Origin of the sequence: Methanothrix sp., assembly GCF_016706325.1 — an archaeon.
Lineage (GTDB): Archaea > Halobacteriota > Methanosarcinia > Methanotrichales > Methanotrichaceae > Methanothrix.
Window position 1 is genome coordinate 1,641,206 of sequence record NZ_JADJJX010000001.1, and the last position, 18,478, is coordinate 1,659,683.

Consider the following 18,478-nt stretch of genomic DNA (forward strand, 5'->3'; position numbering starts at 1 on the left):
GCAGCTCTCTGCTATTATATCTGACGGAGTGATAGATGAGATACAGCAAGCTGATTGCCGTGGGGGCGGCGAGCAAGAACGGAAAGAGAGCGAACCTCTCAAATTTCGGGGACTACAAGCAGGTCATGGCCCCGGGTGTGGCATTTTGAGCACCTATTTCGGCTCACGCTATGAGACCCTGGACGGGACGTCCATGGCCACTCCCTTTGTGGCCGGCCTGGCAGCGCTGATCAAATCCATCGACCCCCGCCTCACCCCGGCAGAGATCATCGATATTATCCGCAGGACAAGCAGCAGGAGCGACCAGTATGACAGAGAGTCCGGATATGGCATAATAGACGCCCTGAAGGCGGCCAAAGAGGTTCACGGGCCTGGGGTCCAGCCGGCAGAGGAGATACCGCCCTTTGTTCAGGAGGTGGCAGGCAATCTCAAGAGCATGGGAGAGGAGAAGGTCTACAGGATAGCTGTCTCCAACCAACTGATCATGGACCTGGATGGGCCGGGGGGAGCAGACTACGATCTTTATGTGAGAAAGGGAGCAGCTCCCACTAAAGAGAAGTACGATGCCCGGGGATACACATCCAAGGCCAGCGAGAGCGTCATCCTTCCCATAACCGGGCCGGGGGAATACTACATAACGGTCCGCTCCCACCGGGGCTCTGGTGGCTTTAAGCTGAAGACGAGGCTGAGCTAGAGGAAAGCGATCAAATTTTCCTGGCCGGGGTCGGGCAGGATGAGAGCCCCTCAGCCAGACCTCTGATTTTTATTTAAATCTTTTGATGAATGATTTGTCGATCCAGCTCTTCAGAGAGTAGATCAATCTGGTGGGCACTCCAATGCAGGTCTTCCCCACCACTCCCACAGCGCAGTCCGATCCCAGGGATATCAGTGCTACCTGGCTGTCGGTGCTGGCCCGGACTGAATACCGCTCCAGCCCCCTGCCTCTTATCAGATAGGATAGGTGACGGGCCAGGTACTTGGCCTGCCTCTCCGCCTCCAGGCCGGTCTTGGTGGCCAGCCGGCCATCGATCTCCACCCAGGCGCAATCTCCGATGGCGAATAGGTTGCTTGAGACATTGAGGTAAGGGTCCACCAGCAGCCAGCCCTTCCTCTTGGGCAGATCCAGACCCTCGATGAACTGGGAGGGCTTCACCCCAGCCGTCCAGATGGCCATATCGCAATCCAGGCAGGTGTTGTCTGTGAACATTATGCAGTCCTCCTTGACCTCAGTCACCTGAGTGGAGGTGAGGATGTTCACCCCCCGCTTGGAGAGGGCCCTCTCCACCAGCTCAGAGGTCTGGGGGGAGAACTGGGGCAGGACGCGCTCTTTAGCCTCAATGACATATATGCTGGCATCCAGGCTCTCCGCCAGGATGGATGCCGCCTCCACTCCAGTGAGCCCGGAGCCCATGATCATGATCCTCTCTGGATAGTTGTCCTCCACGAATCGTCGCGCCCTCTTTGTCTCCTCCAGGGTGTTGATGGAGAAGGTGTTCTCCACCCCTTTGATGCCAAAGTAGTTCTGAGCAGCACCAGTAGCGATTATAGCATAGTCGAAGTCCACCCGGGTTCTCTCGCAGAGCACAGTGCTTCCCTCCAGGCGGAGGGCCCTCTCCTGGACATGACGGGCACCCACCCGCTCGCAGAAGGGCTTGAGGGGAGCGGCCAGGTCCTGGAGCCTGGCCACCCCACCCAGATACTCGGGATAGAGAGCCTGCATCTCTATCTGCTTTTTGGGCTCAATCAGTGTGAACTCCAGTGGGCAGGGTGCAGCCACCCGGATCAGCTCTGCGCCGGCAATGCCCCCGCCAATAACAGCTACCTTCATGGTCTTTAGAACCTCTCCCCGCCGCTGCCGGGAATTGTCAATTTCCCTGATTTGGATAAGTCAGTTATAAATGCATCGTGTGCAGAAACCCCGGAGCTGATATGAAATCCAGAGAAGGAGATCTGCATTTAATTTTTATAATAGCACAGCCAATTCAGTAGTTGAAATGATCATTGTTTACTTCGACGGCCTCTGCTATCCCCAAAATCCCGGCGGGGTGGCAGCTTATGGCTATCTGATCTATCGGGATAATGAGCCCATCTGGAAAGGCTTTGGCGCTGTGGGCGAGGGCCGGGGGATGACCAGCAACGTGGCGGAGTACGAGGGCCTCTTGGCCGCGGCCCGCTGGCTGAATGATGAGGGGATTGATGAGAAGATCGAGGTCCGAGGAGACTCAGAGCTGGTGATCAAGCAGATGAAGGGGGAGTACAGGATAAGCTCGGCCACCTCCAAGAGGTATGTGCCCCAGATCAAGAAGCTCCTGGAGGGAAAAGAGGTCAGATTTCGCTGGGTTCCGCGAGAGGAGAACGAAGAGGCGGATCGGCTCTCCCGGGTGGCATATGAGAGCTATGTGAGAAGGAAAAGAGCGGCTTGAATCTGAGATAGTCTTGGACAAATTGGCTTGCAGAGTCCTGAATTCTCGCCGCCTGCTGGACACGGCGCAAAGCCATGTGGCGGAGCAAACGAGATTCGATTGCATATACTGTGAGGGAGATGTGTTGCAGACGACTTCAGGCAAGAGAAGCCTCCGCCTTGAGGTCTTCTTCCGTCAGACGGAAGGTATCCACGCCATAGTTAGCCAGCCTGGCAAGAAAGAGCGTTCGTTGTATGCCTGCCAGCCCGGCTGCAGCCCCGGATGATAGCCTTCCCAGTTCAAAGAGCTCTACGGCAGCTGCCAGCTTTAGCTCCTTTCCCAATTCGTCTGGGGACATCTTTAGAGCCAGTAAGGCATCATCTGGCACTTGTAAAACTATCTCGCTCATGTACTCAGATGTTATGCTGATAGTTATGTATAGCTTTGCATCAATGCCACTTGCTCTGATATGAGCATAGCTCCTCCTGCCCTCTTGCCAGCCGTATGGCCTCATGCAGCTTGGCCTCCAGCAGTCCCTTTGGCGGCAGCTCCACCAGGTACTCAGCCACCCTGATCTCGCCCCGGTCGAGCTGCAAAAGCTCAATCTGCTCCCGGTTCTTCTCGCTGCACAGGATCAGCCCTATAGGTGCCTCCTCACCCGGCCGGCGCTCGTATCTGTCCAGCCAGCGCAGATAAAGCTCCATCTGGCCCTTATAGGCAGCATCGAAGCTGCCCAGCTTAAGTTCTATAGCCACCAGACGACGCAAGCTGCGGTGATAGAAGAGCATGTCGAGGTAGAAGTCTCTGTCTCCGATGGTCATACGCTTCTGGCGGGCGATGAAGGAGAAGTCAGTGCCCAACTCCAGCAGGAACCTCTCTAGCTCCCGGAGGATGGCCGCCTCCAGATCTCGCTCGCTGTAGGTGTCCTCCAGCCCCAGGAAGTCCAGCAGATATGGATCCTGGAAGACCAGATCGGGCGTCATGCGGTCTTCCTCCTTCAGGTCCTCAAGCTCCTGTCTGGCCAGCTCCTCAGGCTTGCGGGAGATGGCAGTGCGCTCATAGAGCATGCCCTGGATCTTCTTTCTCAAGGTTCGCACGCTCCAGCGCTCCACTCTGGCCATCTCGGTGTAAAACTGGCGCTGTAGTGGATCCTTGAAGTAGATGATCTCAATGAAGTGCGACCAGGATAATTGTCCAGACAGTGTCTGGACTATCTTGGCATCATCGAAGGCCTCGGCAAAACGGATCATGTGAAAGACATTGCTACGACGAAAGCCCTTTCCGTACTCCGCAGCAAGCCTCTCGCTCACCAGCTCGACAACTTTCGCTCCATACTCCGCTCGGCTCTCGGCTGGCAAATCATCGCTGATGCGCTTGCCGATTTGCCAGTAGAGGAGCACAAGCCCTGAGTTCACTGATTGAGCGACACGGGCCTTTGCCTGCTCTATGAGTGGCCGGATGTTGCCGATAAGCTCTTCTGAGGCAATGGCGATTTCATTCTCTCCTGATTTCCCCATCTCACCTACAGAGGCCGACTTTTCTTTCATTTGCAGGCCCTTCTTCATGATATCATTATATCCCAAGCGAGCTTATCCTCATATCTCTAGCCAGGAAACATGGAAGCTCATAAGGACTGAGCAATTGATCGAATCCAGCCTTTTCATATGCCTTCCTCCGATGATTGGGCCTGGCCTGTAAGCAAATTGCTGTGGTAGTCAACGAAGAATGGCCTAACTGATGCTGCAGATAGCTGATATCGATTCCAGCATCCAGTGACCACCGGCTGAAGCTGCGCCTTAGCAGATGCGGCGTGATCCTCTTCCGCTGCTTCATTTTGCCCATTCTTGTCTCCTGGGGCCCTGCCTTCTCAGCAGCTTCGTCCAGCAGCCTCTGAATCTGCCTGGCAGAGATATGGCCCTGATCTCTGCCCTCGAAGATATATCCTCTGTCTTCGCCTGGAGATGAGCACCAAAGACTTCTATGACAGGCTTTGGGAGGATAGAGGTACGCCGTTTACCGCCCTTGCCGTTCACGACATGCAGATATCCTCCGGCGCCATCCAGGTGCTCCACCTTCAAGGCTGCTACTTCCGAGACACGAAGGCCACAGCCGGCCATCAGCCGAGAGATGGGCAGCCTCTCGCAAGGAAGGGGCTGCAGCCAGCAGTCTGTGCCGTTCGTTTAACGAGAGAAAGTCCTCAGGGTGCATGCAACAGTGGACAATGTCATAATATATCAATTTCATGACATGTGCTTGGGCATAACCCTAAGTCTATTTAAGCCCCTGACCAAGTGAACTCAGATTGTCCGCCACTGTTCTGGTGTTCGGGTGGTCTGGGCCGAATTTATCTCGGCATATCTTCAGAGCTCTTTCGTAGCATTTCCTGGCTTCCTGGAGGTCACCCTGAGCTTGCAGCACCCCTCCGATGTTGTTGACATATCTGGCCACGTTGGGATGGTCTGGGCCGCAGGCTTTCTCGCCGATCTTCAGGGCTCTTTCGAAGCACTTCCTGGCTTCCTGGAGGTCACCCTGAGCTTGCAGCACCAATCCTATGTTGTTGACACCTCTGGCCACTTTGGGATGGTCTGGGCCGTAAGCTTTCTCGTCGATCTTCAGGGCTCTTTTGAAGCACTTCCTGGCTTCCTGGAGGTCACCCTGTGCTTGCAGCACCGATCCGATGTTGTTGACATATCTGGCCACTTTGGGATGATCTGGGCCGTAGGCATCCTCGTCGATCTTCAGGGCTCTTTCGAGGTACTTCCTGGCTCCCTGGAGGTCACCAAGATCTTTCAGCACCCCTCCGATGTTGTTGACTCTTATGGCCACGTTGGGATGGTCTGGGCCGTAGGCTTTCTCGTCGATCTTCAGGGCTCTTTCGAGATACTTCCTGGCTCCCTGGAGGTCACCCTGAGCTTGCAGCACCGATCCGATGTTGTTGACATCTATGGCCACGTTGGGATGGTCTGGGCCGTAGGCTTTCTCGTCGATCTTCAGAGCTCTTTCGAGGTACTTCCTGGCTTCCTTGAGGTCACCTTGATATTGCAGCACTGATCCGAGGTTGTTGACATCCCTGGCCACGTTGGGATGGTCTGGACCATAGGCTTTCTCGTCGATCTTCAGGGCTCTTTCGAAGCACTTCCTGGCTTCCTGGAGATCACCCAGATCTAGCAGCACTGATCCGATGTTGTTGACTCTTATGGCCACGTTGGGATGGTCTGGGCCGTAGGCTTTCTCGTCGATCTTCAGGGCTCTTTCGAGATACTTCCTGGCTTCCTGGAGGTCACCTTGATATTGCAGCACCAATCCGATGTTGTTGACTCTTATGGCCACGTTGGGATGGTCTGGGCCGTAGGCTTTCTCGTCGATCTTCAGGGCTCTTTCGAGATACTTCTTGGCTTCCTGGTGGTCACCAAGATCTAGCAGCACCAATCCGATGTTGTTGACATATCTGGCCACGTTGGGATGGTCTGGGCCGTAGGCTTTCTCGTCGATCTTCAGGGCTCTTTCGAAGCACTTCCTGGCTTCCTGGTGGTCACCCTGAGCTTGCAGCACCAATCCGATGTTGTTGACTCTTATGGCCACGTCGGGATGGTCTGGGCCGTAGGCTTTCTCGTCGATCTTCAGGGCTCTTTCGAAGCACTTCCTGGCTTCCTGGTGGTCACCCTGAGCTTGCAGCACCAATCCGATGTTGTTGACTCTTATGGCCACGTCGGGATGGTCTGGGCCGTAGGCTTTGGTGGTCACCAAGATCTAGCAGCACCCCTCCGATGTTGTTGACATCTGTGGCCACGTTGGGATGGTCTGGGCCGTAGGCTTTCTCGTCGATCTTCAGGGCTCTTTCGAAGCACTTCCTGGCTTCCTGGAGGTCACCAAGATCTTTCAGCACCGATCCGATGTTGTTGACATCTCTGGCCACGTTGGGATGGTCTGGACCATAGGCTTTCTCGTCGATCTTCAGAGCTCTTTCGAAGCACTTCCTGGCTTCCTGGAGATCACCAAGATCTTTCAGCACCCCTCCGATGTTGTTGACATCTCTGGCCACGTTGGGATGGTCTGGGCCGTAGGCTTTCTCGTCGATCTTCAGAGCTCTTTCGAGGTACTTCCTGGCTTCCTTGAGGTCACCCAGATCTTTCAGCACCCCTCCGATGTTGTTGACATCTCTGGCCACGTTGGGATGGTCTGGACCATAGGCTTTCTCGTCGATCTTCAGGGCTCTTTCGAGATACTTCTTGGCTTCCTGGTGGTCACCAAGATCTAGCAGCACCCCTCCGATGTTGTTGACATCTGTGGCCACGTTGGGATGGTATGGGCCATAAACTTTCTCGTCGATCTTCAGAGCCCTCTCAAGAATTCTTTTAGCTTCCTCATAGTCCGCTAAATCTTTCAGATTCATTCCGAGGTTGTTCCACAGAGCCCCGGATATCTGCAGGTTCGATTCTTCTGCTGACCTGGCCACAAAATCAAGGTGCTCATGTAAAGGCCTCATATTTTCAGGCAGGCCGCTTTCCAAGGCTAGGGTGGTGATTTCGGCCATTGCTTCTGCCAGGTCAGGTAAAACGCTTTCATCAGAATCTTGGTCTTGAAGGCGAGCAAATTCCGCTAGGAGACTATGCATCCTCCTGCTGCCTTCAGAAGAATCCATCAACCCCAGGCTGGTAAGCTTACGTAACGCCCTGTCCAGCTCGTGGTCAGGCACATCTGTCTTCATGGCCTTGGCCAGAATCTGTCGGGGTATAGGTATATTGGGAGCACAGTATCCTCCTATCTTGAACAGTTGCTTTGCCAGCTCATCGCCCTCGGTGAGCCGCTCCCAGCTAAGGGCGAAGGTGGCAGCCAAGCTGGTCAAGTGTCCAGTAGGGCTGTGTTCCGCCCAATCCCTGAGAGAAGTATGCTCCAGGGCTGAACCAGCCTCAAGCTCTGCCAGATAACCCTCTACCGGCAACTCCGGCCTGTCCGCCAGATACCGACCTGCCAGGTCCAAGGCAAGAGGCAGGTCGCCCAGAAAATCAGCTAGATTGTCCAGCTGCTCGTCAGGCATCTTCTTCAGTCTGGCAGCCAGCTTACACAACAGCTCGATGCTCTGGCTGCGGGCGAGCACCTCCAGTTTCTTGACATTCAATCCCATATCTATAGGCCAGTTCTCCTGCCGAGATGTGATAAGCAGCCTTGCTGACTGGAGCTTCGGCAGCCAGTTCTGCAAGACCTGCAGATCCTCGGCATTGTCAAGCACTATTAACCTCTGTCCACCTTCCTCCTGCCAGACTTTTAGGGTGGCCTGCACCTGCTCAGGGAGCTTGTCAGGCCAGTAAGGAAGGCCCATGGCCAGACCGTTCTCGGCAATCTCCGCCTGTATATCCAGGTCGGCCTGGATCCAATGCACTCCCCGGAAGAACCGGCCGTAACGATAGCAAAACTCAACTGCCAGCTGGCTCTTGCCCAGGCCACCCATGCCGCTAACTACTACACCGCGTTTATCATGTGAATAGAGCAGGTATCGGCCCAGCTCGATCAGGTCATCCTGCCGGCCGGTGAAAACCGCGTTTTGCGAGAAAGGCAGCCTGAAGCCTGGTGGCAAGATGCCACGGTCTGCGAGCTTCTCAGGAGGAGGCAGTGCTGCCGGTCGGTAAGGAGTCTGCTGCAGGAGTTTCAGGACCTCAGGTGGCAGGATAAAGCTGCCGACTATACTACCCGATACATTGCCGCCAACTGCCACGCCACCTTGTGATGCGCTGGTGAGGGTGATATTGCCCGAAGCCACAGCCTGTTGCAGCTCACTTAAATCATCCTGCCTGATCAGGCCTGATGCCAGGCGTTTCAATGCCTCGGCCAGGTATTCTGCTGACATCTATGACTCAGACTCCTTACTGCTTTCGTGATATCCTGCGATGATCGTGCTGCCTGATACACTGCCTCCGACGGCCACGCCTCCGCGGTCGGCAGAGGTGATGCGAACCTCGCTCCTGCTCTCGCCGACTATCTTCTGGAGCTCGGCTAGCGTCCCTGGTGGAACGGTCAGCTTCTTCAGTTGCCAGGATAGAGCAACCTTGGCGTCAGGATCTTCGGCATTTTTTGCCACATCCTGTATGGCCCTGTCAACCTCTGGGTCCTTCTTTACCTCTGGTCTGAGAATATTCCACACTTTAACTGCTTTGTCCCAGGCGGCTTCACCGGCTTTGCCGGCTGCAGACTCCAAGACCTTCATGCCACCGGCGGCAGCAGTGTCCATAAGCTTTGGCAAAAAAGGTGCCAGAATACCAGCCAGTTGACCAGCTAATGCAGCTTCGATCATGTCTTATCCCTCGATTATCTAATACAACTGTTTTCTAGTACAATTATTACTATTTAGTTATGGCCCCGAATGGTGCTTGATTTAATATGTAAATGGCACTCGGATGTCTGGCATGCTATGCCGGGGTAGCGTGCCATAAATGCTGCAAAATCTCAGTGGCCCCGTATCCTGATTCTACTCACTCCTTCAGAAATACCTATTACCTGTTATCCAATCCTCGTTTATATCCATCATGATGCAAACCGCTACACTCAGAAGCGATTGATCATTCGAATATGCTCCTGATACGAGACTTCTTCGTTTCAGTTCCTTGTTGATCCTTTCTAGGCCGTTGGTAGTCCGGATCCGCCTCCGGTGCTGTCTAGGAAATTATTTGTAGTTCCAAAGATCAAATCTGAAGCTATCAACCGCGTCTGCTGACTTTTTGGCCCCCCTATCATCAAGAATGACTGCCTGCTCCTGCATCTTGCACTCATCCTCAAGAGAATCCTTCAGCATATAAGCAACCTCTTTTTTATCTTTCTTGGGTATGTTCTTGAGCACGGCTCTCATGAAATGAACATACCCCTTTCCTAAGAACACCAATATGGTATAGCTTTTTTGTCGATATTTAGATCATCCAACAAATAAATTAGCTTTTAGGTCAAAAGAATTATTCGGGTGACTCTTTTTTTGACGCTAATCCTTGTATATTGGTGATTTCGGTTCATTTCTAGAAAATTCTTAGCTATATTAAAGAAATCTTAAATATTCGACCCTATTATCTTGAAATCCTCTCATTTACAGATCAATTCTTTGAATGCCACAACAGTTCTTTCCAAATCGCTAAATTATATTTTTTAAAAAAGATCTGGCAGTGGATTTAGGCTGTGAATTATTTTATCTAAATTAGTGTTTTTCCTAGGATAAATGATCGAAACCACGTTAAATCTATTTATAATGGCATGATAATTCTTTTTTGACGCAAAACCCTTGTCGCAAATGATTATATCTTCTGATTTGATAATTTTAGAGCGATATAGCTTTTTAAGGAACAGAATAAGCAATTCAAAGTCGTTAAGCGAATCATTGAAGATTTCTAATCCTAAAAGTTCATTATCTTGATTTATCGCCAAAATTAACTTAAATCCAACATAATATCCAATGGATGGGCAATATGGATATTTATGTATCCGCCGGTCCAAATTTGACCCCCCGCGCCGATCCGATTTTGACCCCCTTAGACGACTAACCTAACTCATAGAGTATAAAGTTCACGTCTCGCTACTTTCTGCGGAAACTCTCTCCGTTCATGTTCAGTATCAGCGCGTGGTGGGTAATCCTATCCAGAATTGCTGCGGTTAGAGTCCTGTCATGGAATACCTTCACCCAATCTGAAAATCCCAGGTTCGAGGTAATGATAGTACTCATAGTCTCATATCGTGCTGCAAGCAACTGAAATAGCAATTCAGCAGCAGCGAGATCAAATGTTACGTACCCAAGCTCATCAATTATGAGGAGATCAACCTTTTTAAACTGTTTGATATAAATTGAGAGCCTGTTATCTTTTCTCGCTTCGATCATCTCATTGACCAATGCCGCTGCGGAGCGAAATACAACTCGATAGTTCTCCTCGCATGCTTTGATCCCTACCGCAATAGCCATATGAGTCTTGCCGGTTCCTGAATTTCCGATGAGAATAACATTCCTCCTTTCTTTAAGAAACGCAAGCGCTTTTAGTTCAGGAATAGCCTCTCGCCCATCTTGTGGCAAATCATCCATCAATAGATCCTCGAACCTCTTTTTGTCGGAAAGCCGGCTTGCCGAAGCGCTCTCATCTGGCGGTTCAGATGTCTCTTGTCGAGTTCGGACTGCAATGCTGAAGTCAGAAACTGCAGCATATCCTCATTATCAGGCTGATAGTCCAGGACGTAGTTGTAGACTCCGCTCAGTCGCAACTGTTTACATAGATCTGCAAGATTCGGTTCCACAGTCTATCCCTCCATAAACTGATCGAATATGGTGAGATCCGGCTCCAGGACCTCGAAACCACCCTCGATGTCAAAGGGCTCAACCATCAGAGCATTGGTTTGATGAAGCAAAAACCGAATGCTATCGCTGGTCGGATGGATGTTCTGTTCTTTTAGGATCGCAAGAGCGGTTGAAAATTTTTCAGGGGGGTCTCTTTTATCAGGTCAAGAATAGGCAGAATTTTTTTTGGATCATTCGCATAATAGCTATTGAAAGCATCCCGAATCAGTTCATCTGCCTGAGCTAAAACTCTGGAATTTGGGAGCGCACCCGGTTTGCGATGAAAAGTCTTGATGTAATGAGCGATATCAAGCGAATACTTCTGATTCCCAGCCAATCGACGATGAACTGCAATGATATCGTTTCCATCAAGGAACTCGATCCTATCCACCAACATCTTCAGTGTAATATATCGAGGACGGTATGTATCCGGAATTGAGTAGAAGTTCCCGTCAAATTTTACCAATGAATACCGCGAAATAGTTGCACGTTTCAGTTCGCAGTTTTCAAATTCGAGTGTTGGCAATGGATGCATCAAGGCTCGCTCTTGATCAAGGCCCTGGACCGGCACATCGGATCGACGATAGACAGGATGGCCGTTTATCTCGCCAAGGCGCATTTTTAGCCATTCAGCAGCCTCATTTATGGATGCAAATGAACTCCTTTCGCTGAAAGTGGCACGCCGGACATAGCCTACACTTTCTTCGTCTGTCCCTTTCTCGTTAGGTGAAGCTGGATTGCAGACACAGGGCTGAAAACCGAAATGCATAGAGAATTCCAGAAATTTATCATTGAACTGCTGCTTTCGAGAATCGTATACAGCAGCCATTCTGTCATAGAATATCGCCTCGGGAACTGAGCCGATCTCGCGGAAGAATTCGATGTGGGCCTGGATCACTTCCAGACGGGTTGATCTGTTATAGAGGCGAGCAAATCGATAGAGCGAGAAGGGCAAGACGAAGACCGCAAGGTAGAATTTCTGCCATACTCCGGCGATATTGAGTGTGACTTCGCCCCAATCGAATTCTGCACGCTGACCAATGCGCGGCTCCTGCAAGATAAACACCTCTCGGGGTGCATTAGTGCGTTTCCAGCGGACAACTTCGTCCTTGACCGTGGTATAACCTATTTTATGACCATCCTGGACGAGAAGCTCCCAGATTCTTTTTGCCGTGAGTCGTTGTTTTTGGGGCATCCCATGTTTGACTCAAGATATTGATGTATCTTCTGACGGACAAGATCAGTGAGAACGCGAGAGGGTTGAACGATCTTTCGGTTTTTGGGAATGATCTCCTCCGCCAATCCTTCTTGCACATCTTTGACCTGATGAAGATACTTTTTCACAGTGTTCCGGGATATGTTCAGTTCGCGGGCTACTTTTTTGTAGGACTTATGGAGTTCGTACAGGTCTACGATTCTACGTACATCTGCCATCGTTTTCACCTTACCGCCCACCTCTCAGAGTACTTGGAGAGGGAAGGCTTTCCTTTTTGGGGGGGGGTCAAAAACGACCTGGCGTTTCCTTAAATAGGGGGTCAAAATTGAGTCGGCGAATACATATTTATATCTTTTATCCCCTTTACATATTCTATTCCTGTTTCTCCGCGATTTTATTAGCTTTTGGAGAAGTGTATAGTCCTAAATGTTTCGGGACTACACATAGCTCTTGGAGAAGCGATAATCTCAAGTAACTTGATGACTAAAACCTATTTTGGATGCTGGATATCAGGAATCAACAGAGGTAGCATATCATTCAACCTCTTTTGGTGGTTCAACCTGTTATTAAGCGTCCAAATTACTTAATACTTGCGATATGTATTTGAATTCATGATTTAGACATATCCCAAAGTTTAATCCAAAAATATCCGGAATTTATAGGTTAATTTTAAATCTAGCAAGAGTGAAGCCTTAAGTTGAAATGGATTTCGCAGAGGGATAATCTTTATCTTCCAGCAGATTCTCAGATCAGCTGATGAAGCGCAGGCTGAATTTCCAGACTATCTCCTGGTTTAGAGATTTATATATACGAAACTTGCTTAACCTTGATCCCAAATATCAGAGAAGAAGCGTGTGGACGCAAGAATATAAAGATAATTTTATAGATACAATTCTCCTCGAATATCCATCTCCTTCGATCTTCCTTTATGAAGAAATTGATTCAAATGGGCACGCTAAATATAATGTGGTCGATGGAAAGCAACGCCTTACAACCGTTTTTGAGTTTGTTGAGGATAGATTTCCCGTTAGTGATGTCGCTGGTAAAAAGAGCTTTCGCGGAAAATATTTCTCTAATTTAGATATTGAGGATAAGGTCAATTTCTGGAATTATTTGTTTTCTGTTGAATACATCCCCACCAATCAAGAGGAGATAATCAACGACATATTTAATCGGATTAACCGTAATGTGGCCAAGCTTACGTCTCAAGAACTGAGACATGCTCGCTTCAGTGGAGATTTTATCAGAACAGCTGAAGACTTGACCGAGTTTATGTCTACAAGATTGCCTCAAAACTTCCCACGGTTCGACGCGAAATCTAAGCGTCAGATGAAAGATGTGGAATTAACAGCTCATTTGCTTTTGCTTCTCGAAGAGGGACCAAAGGGATATTCTCAGGACGACTTGGATAAAGCTTTCGCGGAGAAGGATATGTCTTGGAACTCAAGGCAAGAAATAGAATCCGAATTCAGAGAAGTTATTGATATTATTAATAAAGTAGTCGAAGATCAAGATTATGGTGCCGATCTACAAAGATCAAGATACCATAATCAGGCAGATTTCTACTCGCTATTTGGTGCAATTGCACTATTGAATAGAGAGGGCAAGTTGCCTGAGTCAAATAAGTTAGCTGGAAACTTAACTAAATTTGTGAATATAGTCGGAAACGAAGAAGAACGTCTTAAGGACGAAAATGCGAAAAGATATTATGAAGCAACAAGGGCCGCCTCAAATGACAGTGGTCCCAGAAAAGATAGAATCGATATAATTAAAAATATTATTTTGTTAAATGTAACATGATAATCCCTTCACGTTTGCAGCAGCAGTTTAATTATATATCTCCTTATCTTAAACACACCAGCAAAACAGTTGATACAACAGTATCTACTTTTTGCAGTAAATCTGGATTTGCATATATTAATCGCATAAAGACATTAGATTCGTTAGCAGAAAAAATCGAGACCGGTCGATTCGAGAGATGGTCCGATATTGATGATTTGTTTGCATGCACTATAATTATTCCTAACCTCAGCTATGAAGAGAATGTTATAAAATTCCTAAAAACCACTTTTTGCGAGGTTCATCTTAAACGAAGAGGGACTACACTAAAGGCTCCAGATGTTTTCAGGTTTGATTCTACGAGATTCATCGGCAAATTAATTTCTAGGGAAGGCGACGAAAATAATCCAATATTCAATATTAAATTTGAGATTCAAATTCGCACGGCGTTTGAACATGCCTGGATTGCAGCTACGCATCCGTTAATATATAAGAGCGAAAAAATTGATTGGAAACGCTACAGACTGGCCGCTCAGCTTAAAGCAGTTGTTGAACAGATGGACATGCTTGTGATGGGTTTTGATCAAGCATCAGAATTCATTTCAGAAAACGCATGGCCAGAGGTAGAGGCAAAACAAACAATAATAGAGCAAATCAAGAATGCTTTTTTGAAAAATCAACTCCCGAAGGAACTCGAACCAAAGGATTGGACACGATTCAGTGACAATATTTACAACATGCTCATTGCAACGAATGAAGCTCAGGAGATGAACCCAATCAAGCGACATAGATATGTTAAGGCCGGTTTAAAGATCATTATCAAAGAGCTTGATGAACTCAAGCCACCTCAAGTTCCTATAAGCATATCTCTTGTCCAATTAATTTTTGGTATTTTATCAAAACATAAGTTCTTAAAACCACCACTTGGCGGTTACATTCCCATAATAACTAATGAATTATTAATCTTTTACCCTTCAGTAAAGGTGTTTGAAAAGTCCTTCCTTTTTGAAAATTGACGACTTAAGTCGCCCTTTTCAATATGGCATTTGCCGTTGTCTTCGCCTCCCTGGATTTAACTTCAGCAGAAACAGCTCATCAAGCCCTTTTCCCTCCCCAGGGGATGAGATTATTGCGATCCTTTCTGCCATTCCAATAGTGGCCATCTATATTAAAATCAAACTGCGCGCGGCCACCCCGCCCTAAAGGGACGGGGTATGCTTCGGGCCGCGCGCTGCCGTTCTCCGGAATTCAGAAATCATCCAGTCTTCGTTGACCTGAAGCCCTTGACTTGAAAAATCGGACCTCTGTTACAGCTTTTCCTTGAGACTCCCTAATATAGTGCGCAATTGTGTCAGCAGTTACATTTCCTACAGAACGAAAAAATTTGCCGCTTGACCATAGATTTCCACCCCAATAGCGTTTTTCAATTCAAGATGAAGCCTGAACAATCAATAAGAACTGCATCCTTTCAAGTATTGAACAAATCTTGATAGAGATATGCTTGGCTGGAATTCCAGGAACAAGTGAACGTGATCCTCTACAATTTCCATTGCATGAATCTTGTAGCCTTACTCCATGTAAATATTTCTAAGGATCAACTTGCAATCCTTTTTAACTTGCCTATCGTAGAATATTCTGTATCGGTACTTAGGCACCAGTACGATGTGGTAGGTTATCTGACCATAGCCATGGCTAAAACTGCACAACTCCAAGCTTATCACATCCTAGCCATAGGTGGCTGGCACCACCTGTGGCTAAGGTGCTTAAAGGCCTCATTTTAAAAGAAGGGACGGTTTATTGAATTAGATAGCAGAAAAGAAGAGGCGAGGGTTCACTTCATCCCCGACCTGAAGGTCGGGGTATTCGCGACCCTCTGCACACCCGTTGTAATAAAAACGTTATCAGTTATAATTCTATCCATGGCAACTGCTCCTTCATCCTTCGCATTGCCTGGCATACTCCTTCGCCCAGTAGGTGATGATCATATCCGCCCCCGCCCTCTTTATGCACATCAACGACTCCAGAAAGGCGGCCCGCTCATCCAGCCACCCCCTCTCGGCGGCGGCCTGGATCATGGAGTACTCGCCCGATACCTGATAGGCACAGGTGGGCATGCCGAACATCTCCTTTACCGCCCGCAGCACATCCAGATAGGGCATGGCCGGCTTTATCATCACCATATCCGCCCCCTCCTCGATATCCAGCTGCACCTCCCAGAGGGCTTCGGCAAAGTTGGCCGGGTCCATCTGATATCCCCGCCTGTCGCCAAAAGCGAAGCCCGACTGGGCCGCCTCCCGGAAGGGGCCGTAGAAGGTAGAGGCATACTTGGCGGAATAAGAGAGGATGGGAGTATCAGCAAATCCCTCCCAATCCAAAGAGGTGCGAATGGCCCGCACCATATGATCCATCATCCCGCTGGGGGCGACGATATCCGCCCCCGCCTGGGCCTGGCTCACAGCCACCTCGCCGAGCAGGGGAAGGGTCTCATCATTTAGCACCCTCTCTCCCTGGACCAGACCACAGTGGCCGTGGCTGGTGTACTCACACAGGCACAGATCAGTGATGACCACCAGATCGGTGCACTCCTTGATCGCCCGCACCGCCTTTTGGATCACACCCTCGGGATCGGCGGCAGCAGAGCCCATCTCATCCTTGAAGGAGGGCAGACCGAAGAGGAGCACCGCCGGCACTCCCAGATCCTCCAGCGCCCCCGCCTCATTGGCTGCACTCTCAATGCTCTGATGATACTGACCAGGCATGGATTCTATCATCCTCGGCCCGGATATCCTCTCATCCACGAAGATGGGCTGAATCAGGTCCTGCAGGCCCAGATCCGTCTCCCTTACCATCTCCCTGATCCCCGGCACTCTCAGCCGCCTCATTCTCCTCATCTCTTCTCCTCCAGCCGGAACAGCTCGCATAATGAATTCAGTATCTGCACGTCCCCCCTCTCAGCAGCGCTCTTTCAGGGATTTGGTGGGCTGGGACAGGATCTTGTTCACAATGGAGCGGCTCATATCGCACAGGACCTGCTGCTCGATCTCGCCCAGGGTATGCCTGGCGGAGAGCTTGTTCATGGCCTTTCTGACCTCCTGATCCTTGATCTGCTCCGCCTGGAAGTAAAGCCGGGCCAGCAGCTCTTCTGCCTCCTTTCTCTTGTACTTGGCCTGGAGGAGCTGCAGCTCTTCTGCTATGATCTCCTCCACCCTCACCGTCTCTGCCATTCTCTGCATCATATTCTCCCGGCTGATGTTCTTCAGGCTGTCGATGTTATGCAGCTCGACCCCCGGGACCTCGGCTGCTGCCTGGTCCACATCACGCGGATTGGCGATATCGATTATCAGCAATTTGCTGCTTCTGCCTGCCATTGCCTTCTCGATATCGCCCTTGAGAAGGATGTAGTGAGGGGCAGAGGTGGCACTGATCACCACATCTGCAGCATGAAGGCATGAGGGCATGTCGTCAAATGGGACCGCCTCCCCTCCCAGGCTCTGCGCCAGGCAGACTGCTGTGCTGAGGGTGCGGTTGGTGACGGTCAGAGATCCGATCTCCCGGCAGAGCAGTGACCGGGATATGAGCTCACCCGTCTCACCAGCACCGATCACAAGCACCGCCTTCCCCTTCAGGTCGCCCAGGATCTCCTCCGCCAAATCAACTGCCGCCGAGCCTACAGAGACTGAGCGCTCGTTGATATGGGTCTCCCTGCGCACCCTCTTGCCCACCTGAATGGCCTTCTTGAAGGCGGTCTCCAACATCCAGCCGGTCGTGCCCACCCTCATCGCCATCTGGATCAGATCCTTCATCTGTCCCAGGATCTGGTCCTCGCCGATGATCATGGACTCCAGGCCCGATGCCAGGCGGAGAAGGTGAACCAGGGATTCGTCATGATCATGAAAATCGATGATTCGGGAGGAGACACGCGCTTTCTTGGCCAGGTCGAAGAGCACCTTCTCCCCCCGCGGCGCCACCACATAGATCTCGACCCGGTTGCAGGTCTTGAGAACAGCACACTCCTCCACTGCGTCCAAAGACTGTACCCATTTGAGGATGCTCTCCACGTCACCGTGCCAGGCTCTCTCAATCTCCTCTATGGAGGCGGTGCGGTGAGTCACCAGCATCGAGGCTATCTCGCTCATCCTGGCATGCGTGTGAGCGGGCTCTCATATAGGCCTTTTCATTGGAGACCCCCAGAAGCCTCCACACCTCCTCATCCTCCAGGATGCTCCTGATCACCAGCGCCCGATCCACCTGCCGGGGCAGAGCCTCCTTCAGCTCAGGCCTCAGCCGGCTGAGGAGTCTTGCCATCCCCTGGTAGTCCTCAGTCAGCTCCTCCTCCAGGCGGAGGCGGAGGTATCTGGTCAGGCCGGGGGCCTCAGTGGAGATGGCGATGGATATCTGCCCTTTTCTGATGATCGAGGGCACTACCACCTCCCCCCTGCCCTCGACCCGGTTGACCAGCACCCCCATCCTGACCGCCTCCTCCTCAATCGAACGGTTGAGCTGGGTGTTGCTGGTAGCAGGAACGGCAATGAATGCCCCCTGCAGATATCTCTTGAAGTCCACCCTCAGGTCGCACTCCGTCAGCTCCCACCTATCTTGAGAGGCCAGAAGGGCGGGGGTGAAGCTCTGGCTCACCACCTGCACCGGCCCGTAATCGGAAAAGAGGGCGGCCTTCCTCTCCGCCACCCTGCCCCCGCCGAAGATCACCACCCTCCTGTGGCTCATATCGAGATATAGGGGCAGAAGGGGGCGGTTGGAGCTGTGGTCATCCGATCCAGCCAT

Annotated in this window: 19 protein-coding genes and 3 pseudogenes; 5 read left to right on the top strand and 17 right to left on the bottom strand. The window is 50.6% G+C overall.

Translation table 11 applies throughout. From position 1 onward, the window contains the following. The first annotated feature begins 145 nt into the window (after positions 1-145). On the top strand, positions 146-694 hold the full coding sequence (locus tag IPI63_RS08495; protein WP_292477953.1) for a S8 family serine peptidase: 549 nt from the start codon (positions 146-148) through the stop codon (positions 692-694). A 69-nt stretch (positions 695-763) separates the two neighbouring features. Here IPI63_RS08495 and IPI63_RS08500 read toward each other — a convergent pair whose 3' ends face one another. Further along, the gene (locus tag IPI63_RS08500; protein WP_214065779.1) at positions 764-1,828 is read right to left on the bottom strand and encodes an NAD(P)/FAD-dependent oxidoreductase; all 1,065 of its coding nucleotides are present in this window, start codon (positions 1,826-1,828) and stop codon (positions 764-766) included. A 166-nt stretch (positions 1,829-1,994) separates the two neighbouring features. Here IPI63_RS08500 and rnhA point away from each other — a divergent pair, with 166 nt between their 5' ends. After that, positions 1,995-2,423 carry a ribonuclease HI gene (rnhA, locus tag IPI63_RS08505; protein WP_292477954.1) on the top strand — a complete coding sequence of 143 codons (429 nt, stop codon included), beginning with the start codon at positions 1,995-1,997 and terminating at the stop codon, positions 2,421-2,423. Positions 2,424-2,559: 136 nt separating this feature from the next. Here rnhA and IPI63_RS08510 read toward each other — a convergent pair whose 3' ends face one another. The 12 genes and pseudogenes from IPI63_RS08510 to IPI63_RS12935 all read right to left on the bottom strand — a co-directional run bounded on the left by IPI63_RS08510 (position 2,560) and on the right by IPI63_RS12935 (position 12,135). Further along, positions 2,560-2,811: a UPF0175 family protein gene (locus tag IPI63_RS08510; protein WP_214079934.1), complete on the bottom strand. Its 252-nt coding sequence runs from the start codon at positions 2,809-2,811 to the stop codon at positions 2,560-2,562. Positions 2,812-2,851: 40 nt separating this feature from the next. After that, positions 2,852-3,949 (bottom strand): YhcG family protein, encoded by a 1,098-nt coding sequence (locus IPI63_RS08515; RefSeq protein ID WP_292477955.1) that lies wholly within the window; start codon positions 3,947-3,949, stop codon positions 2,852-2,854. 25 nt (positions 3,950-3,974) lie between these two features. Further along, positions 3,975-4,519: pseudogene (locus tag IPI63_RS12925) on the bottom strand (tyrosine-type recombinase/integrase). 154 nt (positions 4,520-4,673) lie between these two features. Beyond that, positions 4,674-6,146: a tetratricopeptide repeat protein gene (locus tag IPI63_RS08525; RefSeq protein WP_292478217.1), complete on the bottom strand. Its 1,473-nt coding sequence runs from the start codon at positions 6,144-6,146 to the stop codon at positions 4,674-4,676. Next, positions 6,061-8,247, bottom strand: a complete 2,187-nt coding sequence (locus IPI63_RS08530) for a tetratricopeptide repeat protein (protein WP_292477957.1) — start codon at positions 8,245-8,247, stop codon at positions 6,061-6,063. The genes IPI63_RS08525 and IPI63_RS08530 overlap by 86 nt, the downstream gene beginning before the upstream one ends. Next, the gene (locus tag IPI63_RS08535; protein WP_214065578.1) at positions 8,248-8,691 is read right to left on the bottom strand and encodes a hypothetical protein; all 444 of its coding nucleotides are present in this window, start codon (positions 8,689-8,691) and stop codon (positions 8,248-8,250) included. 186 nt (positions 8,692-8,877) lie between these two features. Beyond that, a pseudogene (locus IPI63_RS08540) lies at positions 8,878-9,252 on the bottom strand (transposase); the annotation flags it as partial. A gap of 278 nt (positions 9,253-9,530) precedes the next feature. Next, positions 9,531-9,875, bottom strand: coding sequence for a transposase (locus IPI63_RS12930; RefSeq protein WP_366850771.1), 345 nt, complete (start codon positions 9,873-9,875; stop codon positions 9,531-9,533). A 79-nt stretch (positions 9,876-9,954) separates the two neighbouring features. Then, the gene (istB, locus tag IPI63_RS08545; RefSeq protein WP_292477179.1) at positions 9,955-10,452 is read right to left on the bottom strand and encodes an IS21-like element helper ATPase IstB; all 498 of its coding nucleotides are present in this window, start codon (positions 10,450-10,452) and stop codon (positions 9,955-9,957) included. Continuing rightward, complete coding sequence (locus IPI63_RS08550) at positions 10,452-10,661, bottom strand: hypothetical protein (RefSeq protein ID WP_292477182.1); 210 nt, start codon at positions 10,659-10,661, stop codon at positions 10,452-10,454. Before IPI63_RS08550 ends, istB begins: the two co-directional genes overlap by 1 nt. Positions 10,662-10,813: 152 nt before the next feature. Continuing rightward, positions 10,814-11,896: an IS21 family transposase gene (istA, locus tag IPI63_RS08555; protein WP_292477958.1), complete on the bottom strand. Its 1,083-nt coding sequence runs from the start codon at positions 11,894-11,896 to the stop codon at positions 10,814-10,816. Further along, a complete protein-coding gene (locus IPI63_RS12935; RefSeq protein ID WP_366850773.1) occupies positions 11,827-12,135 on the bottom strand; it encodes a sigma factor-like helix-turn-helix DNA-binding protein in 309 nt (102 codons plus the stop codon). Before IPI63_RS12935 ends, istA begins: the two co-directional genes overlap by 70 nt. Between IPI63_RS12935 and IPI63_RS08560 the strand changes: the two genes are divergently transcribed. The 3 genes from IPI63_RS08560 (at position 12,094) to IPI63_RS08570 (ending at position 14,712) form a co-directional block, all read left to right on the top strand. Continuing rightward, positions 12,094-12,228: a hypothetical protein gene (locus IPI63_RS08560; RefSeq protein WP_292477959.1), complete on the top strand. Its 135-nt coding sequence runs from the start codon at positions 12,094-12,096 to the stop codon at positions 12,226-12,228. The genes IPI63_RS12935 and IPI63_RS08560 overlap by 42 nt on opposite strands. A gap of 445 nt (positions 12,229-12,673) precedes the next feature. Further along, the gene (locus tag IPI63_RS08565; protein WP_292477960.1) at positions 12,674-13,717 is read left to right on the top strand and encodes a DUF262 domain-containing protein; all 1,044 of its coding nucleotides are present in this window, start codon (positions 12,674-12,676) and stop codon (positions 13,715-13,717) included. Between the two features lie 14 nt (positions 13,718-13,731). Then, a complete protein-coding gene (locus tag IPI63_RS08570; RefSeq protein WP_292477961.1) occupies positions 13,732-14,712 on the top strand; it encodes a hypothetical protein in 981 nt (326 codons plus the stop codon). A gap of 232 nt (positions 14,713-14,944) precedes the next feature. On the opposite strand, the pseudogene tnpA reads toward IPI63_RS08570, so the two are convergent. From tnpA to IPI63_RS08590, 4 genes and pseudogenes are all read right to left on the bottom strand, one after another. Beyond that, positions 14,945-15,408: pseudogene (gene tnpA, locus IPI63_RS08575) on the bottom strand (IS200/IS605 family transposase). Positions 15,409-15,630: 222 nt separating this feature from the next. Beyond that, positions 15,631-16,587 carry a porphobilinogen synthase gene (hemB, locus tag IPI63_RS08580; RefSeq protein ID WP_292477962.1) on the bottom strand — a complete coding sequence of 319 codons (957 nt, stop codon included), beginning with the start codon at positions 16,585-16,587 and terminating at the stop codon, positions 15,631-15,633. Positions 16,588-16,647: 60 nt separating this feature from the next. Continuing rightward, entirely contained in the window at positions 16,648-17,832 is a 1,185-nt protein-coding gene (hemA, locus tag IPI63_RS08585) for a glutamyl-tRNA reductase (protein ID WP_292477963.1), read from the bottom strand. Beyond that, positions 17,774-18,478 (bottom strand): bifunctional precorrin-2 dehydrogenase/sirohydrochlorin ferrochelatase, encoded by a 705-nt coding sequence (locus tag IPI63_RS08590; RefSeq protein ID WP_214080194.1) that lies wholly within the window; start codon positions 18,476-18,478, stop codon positions 17,774-17,776. Before IPI63_RS08590 ends, hemA begins: the two co-directional genes overlap by 59 nt.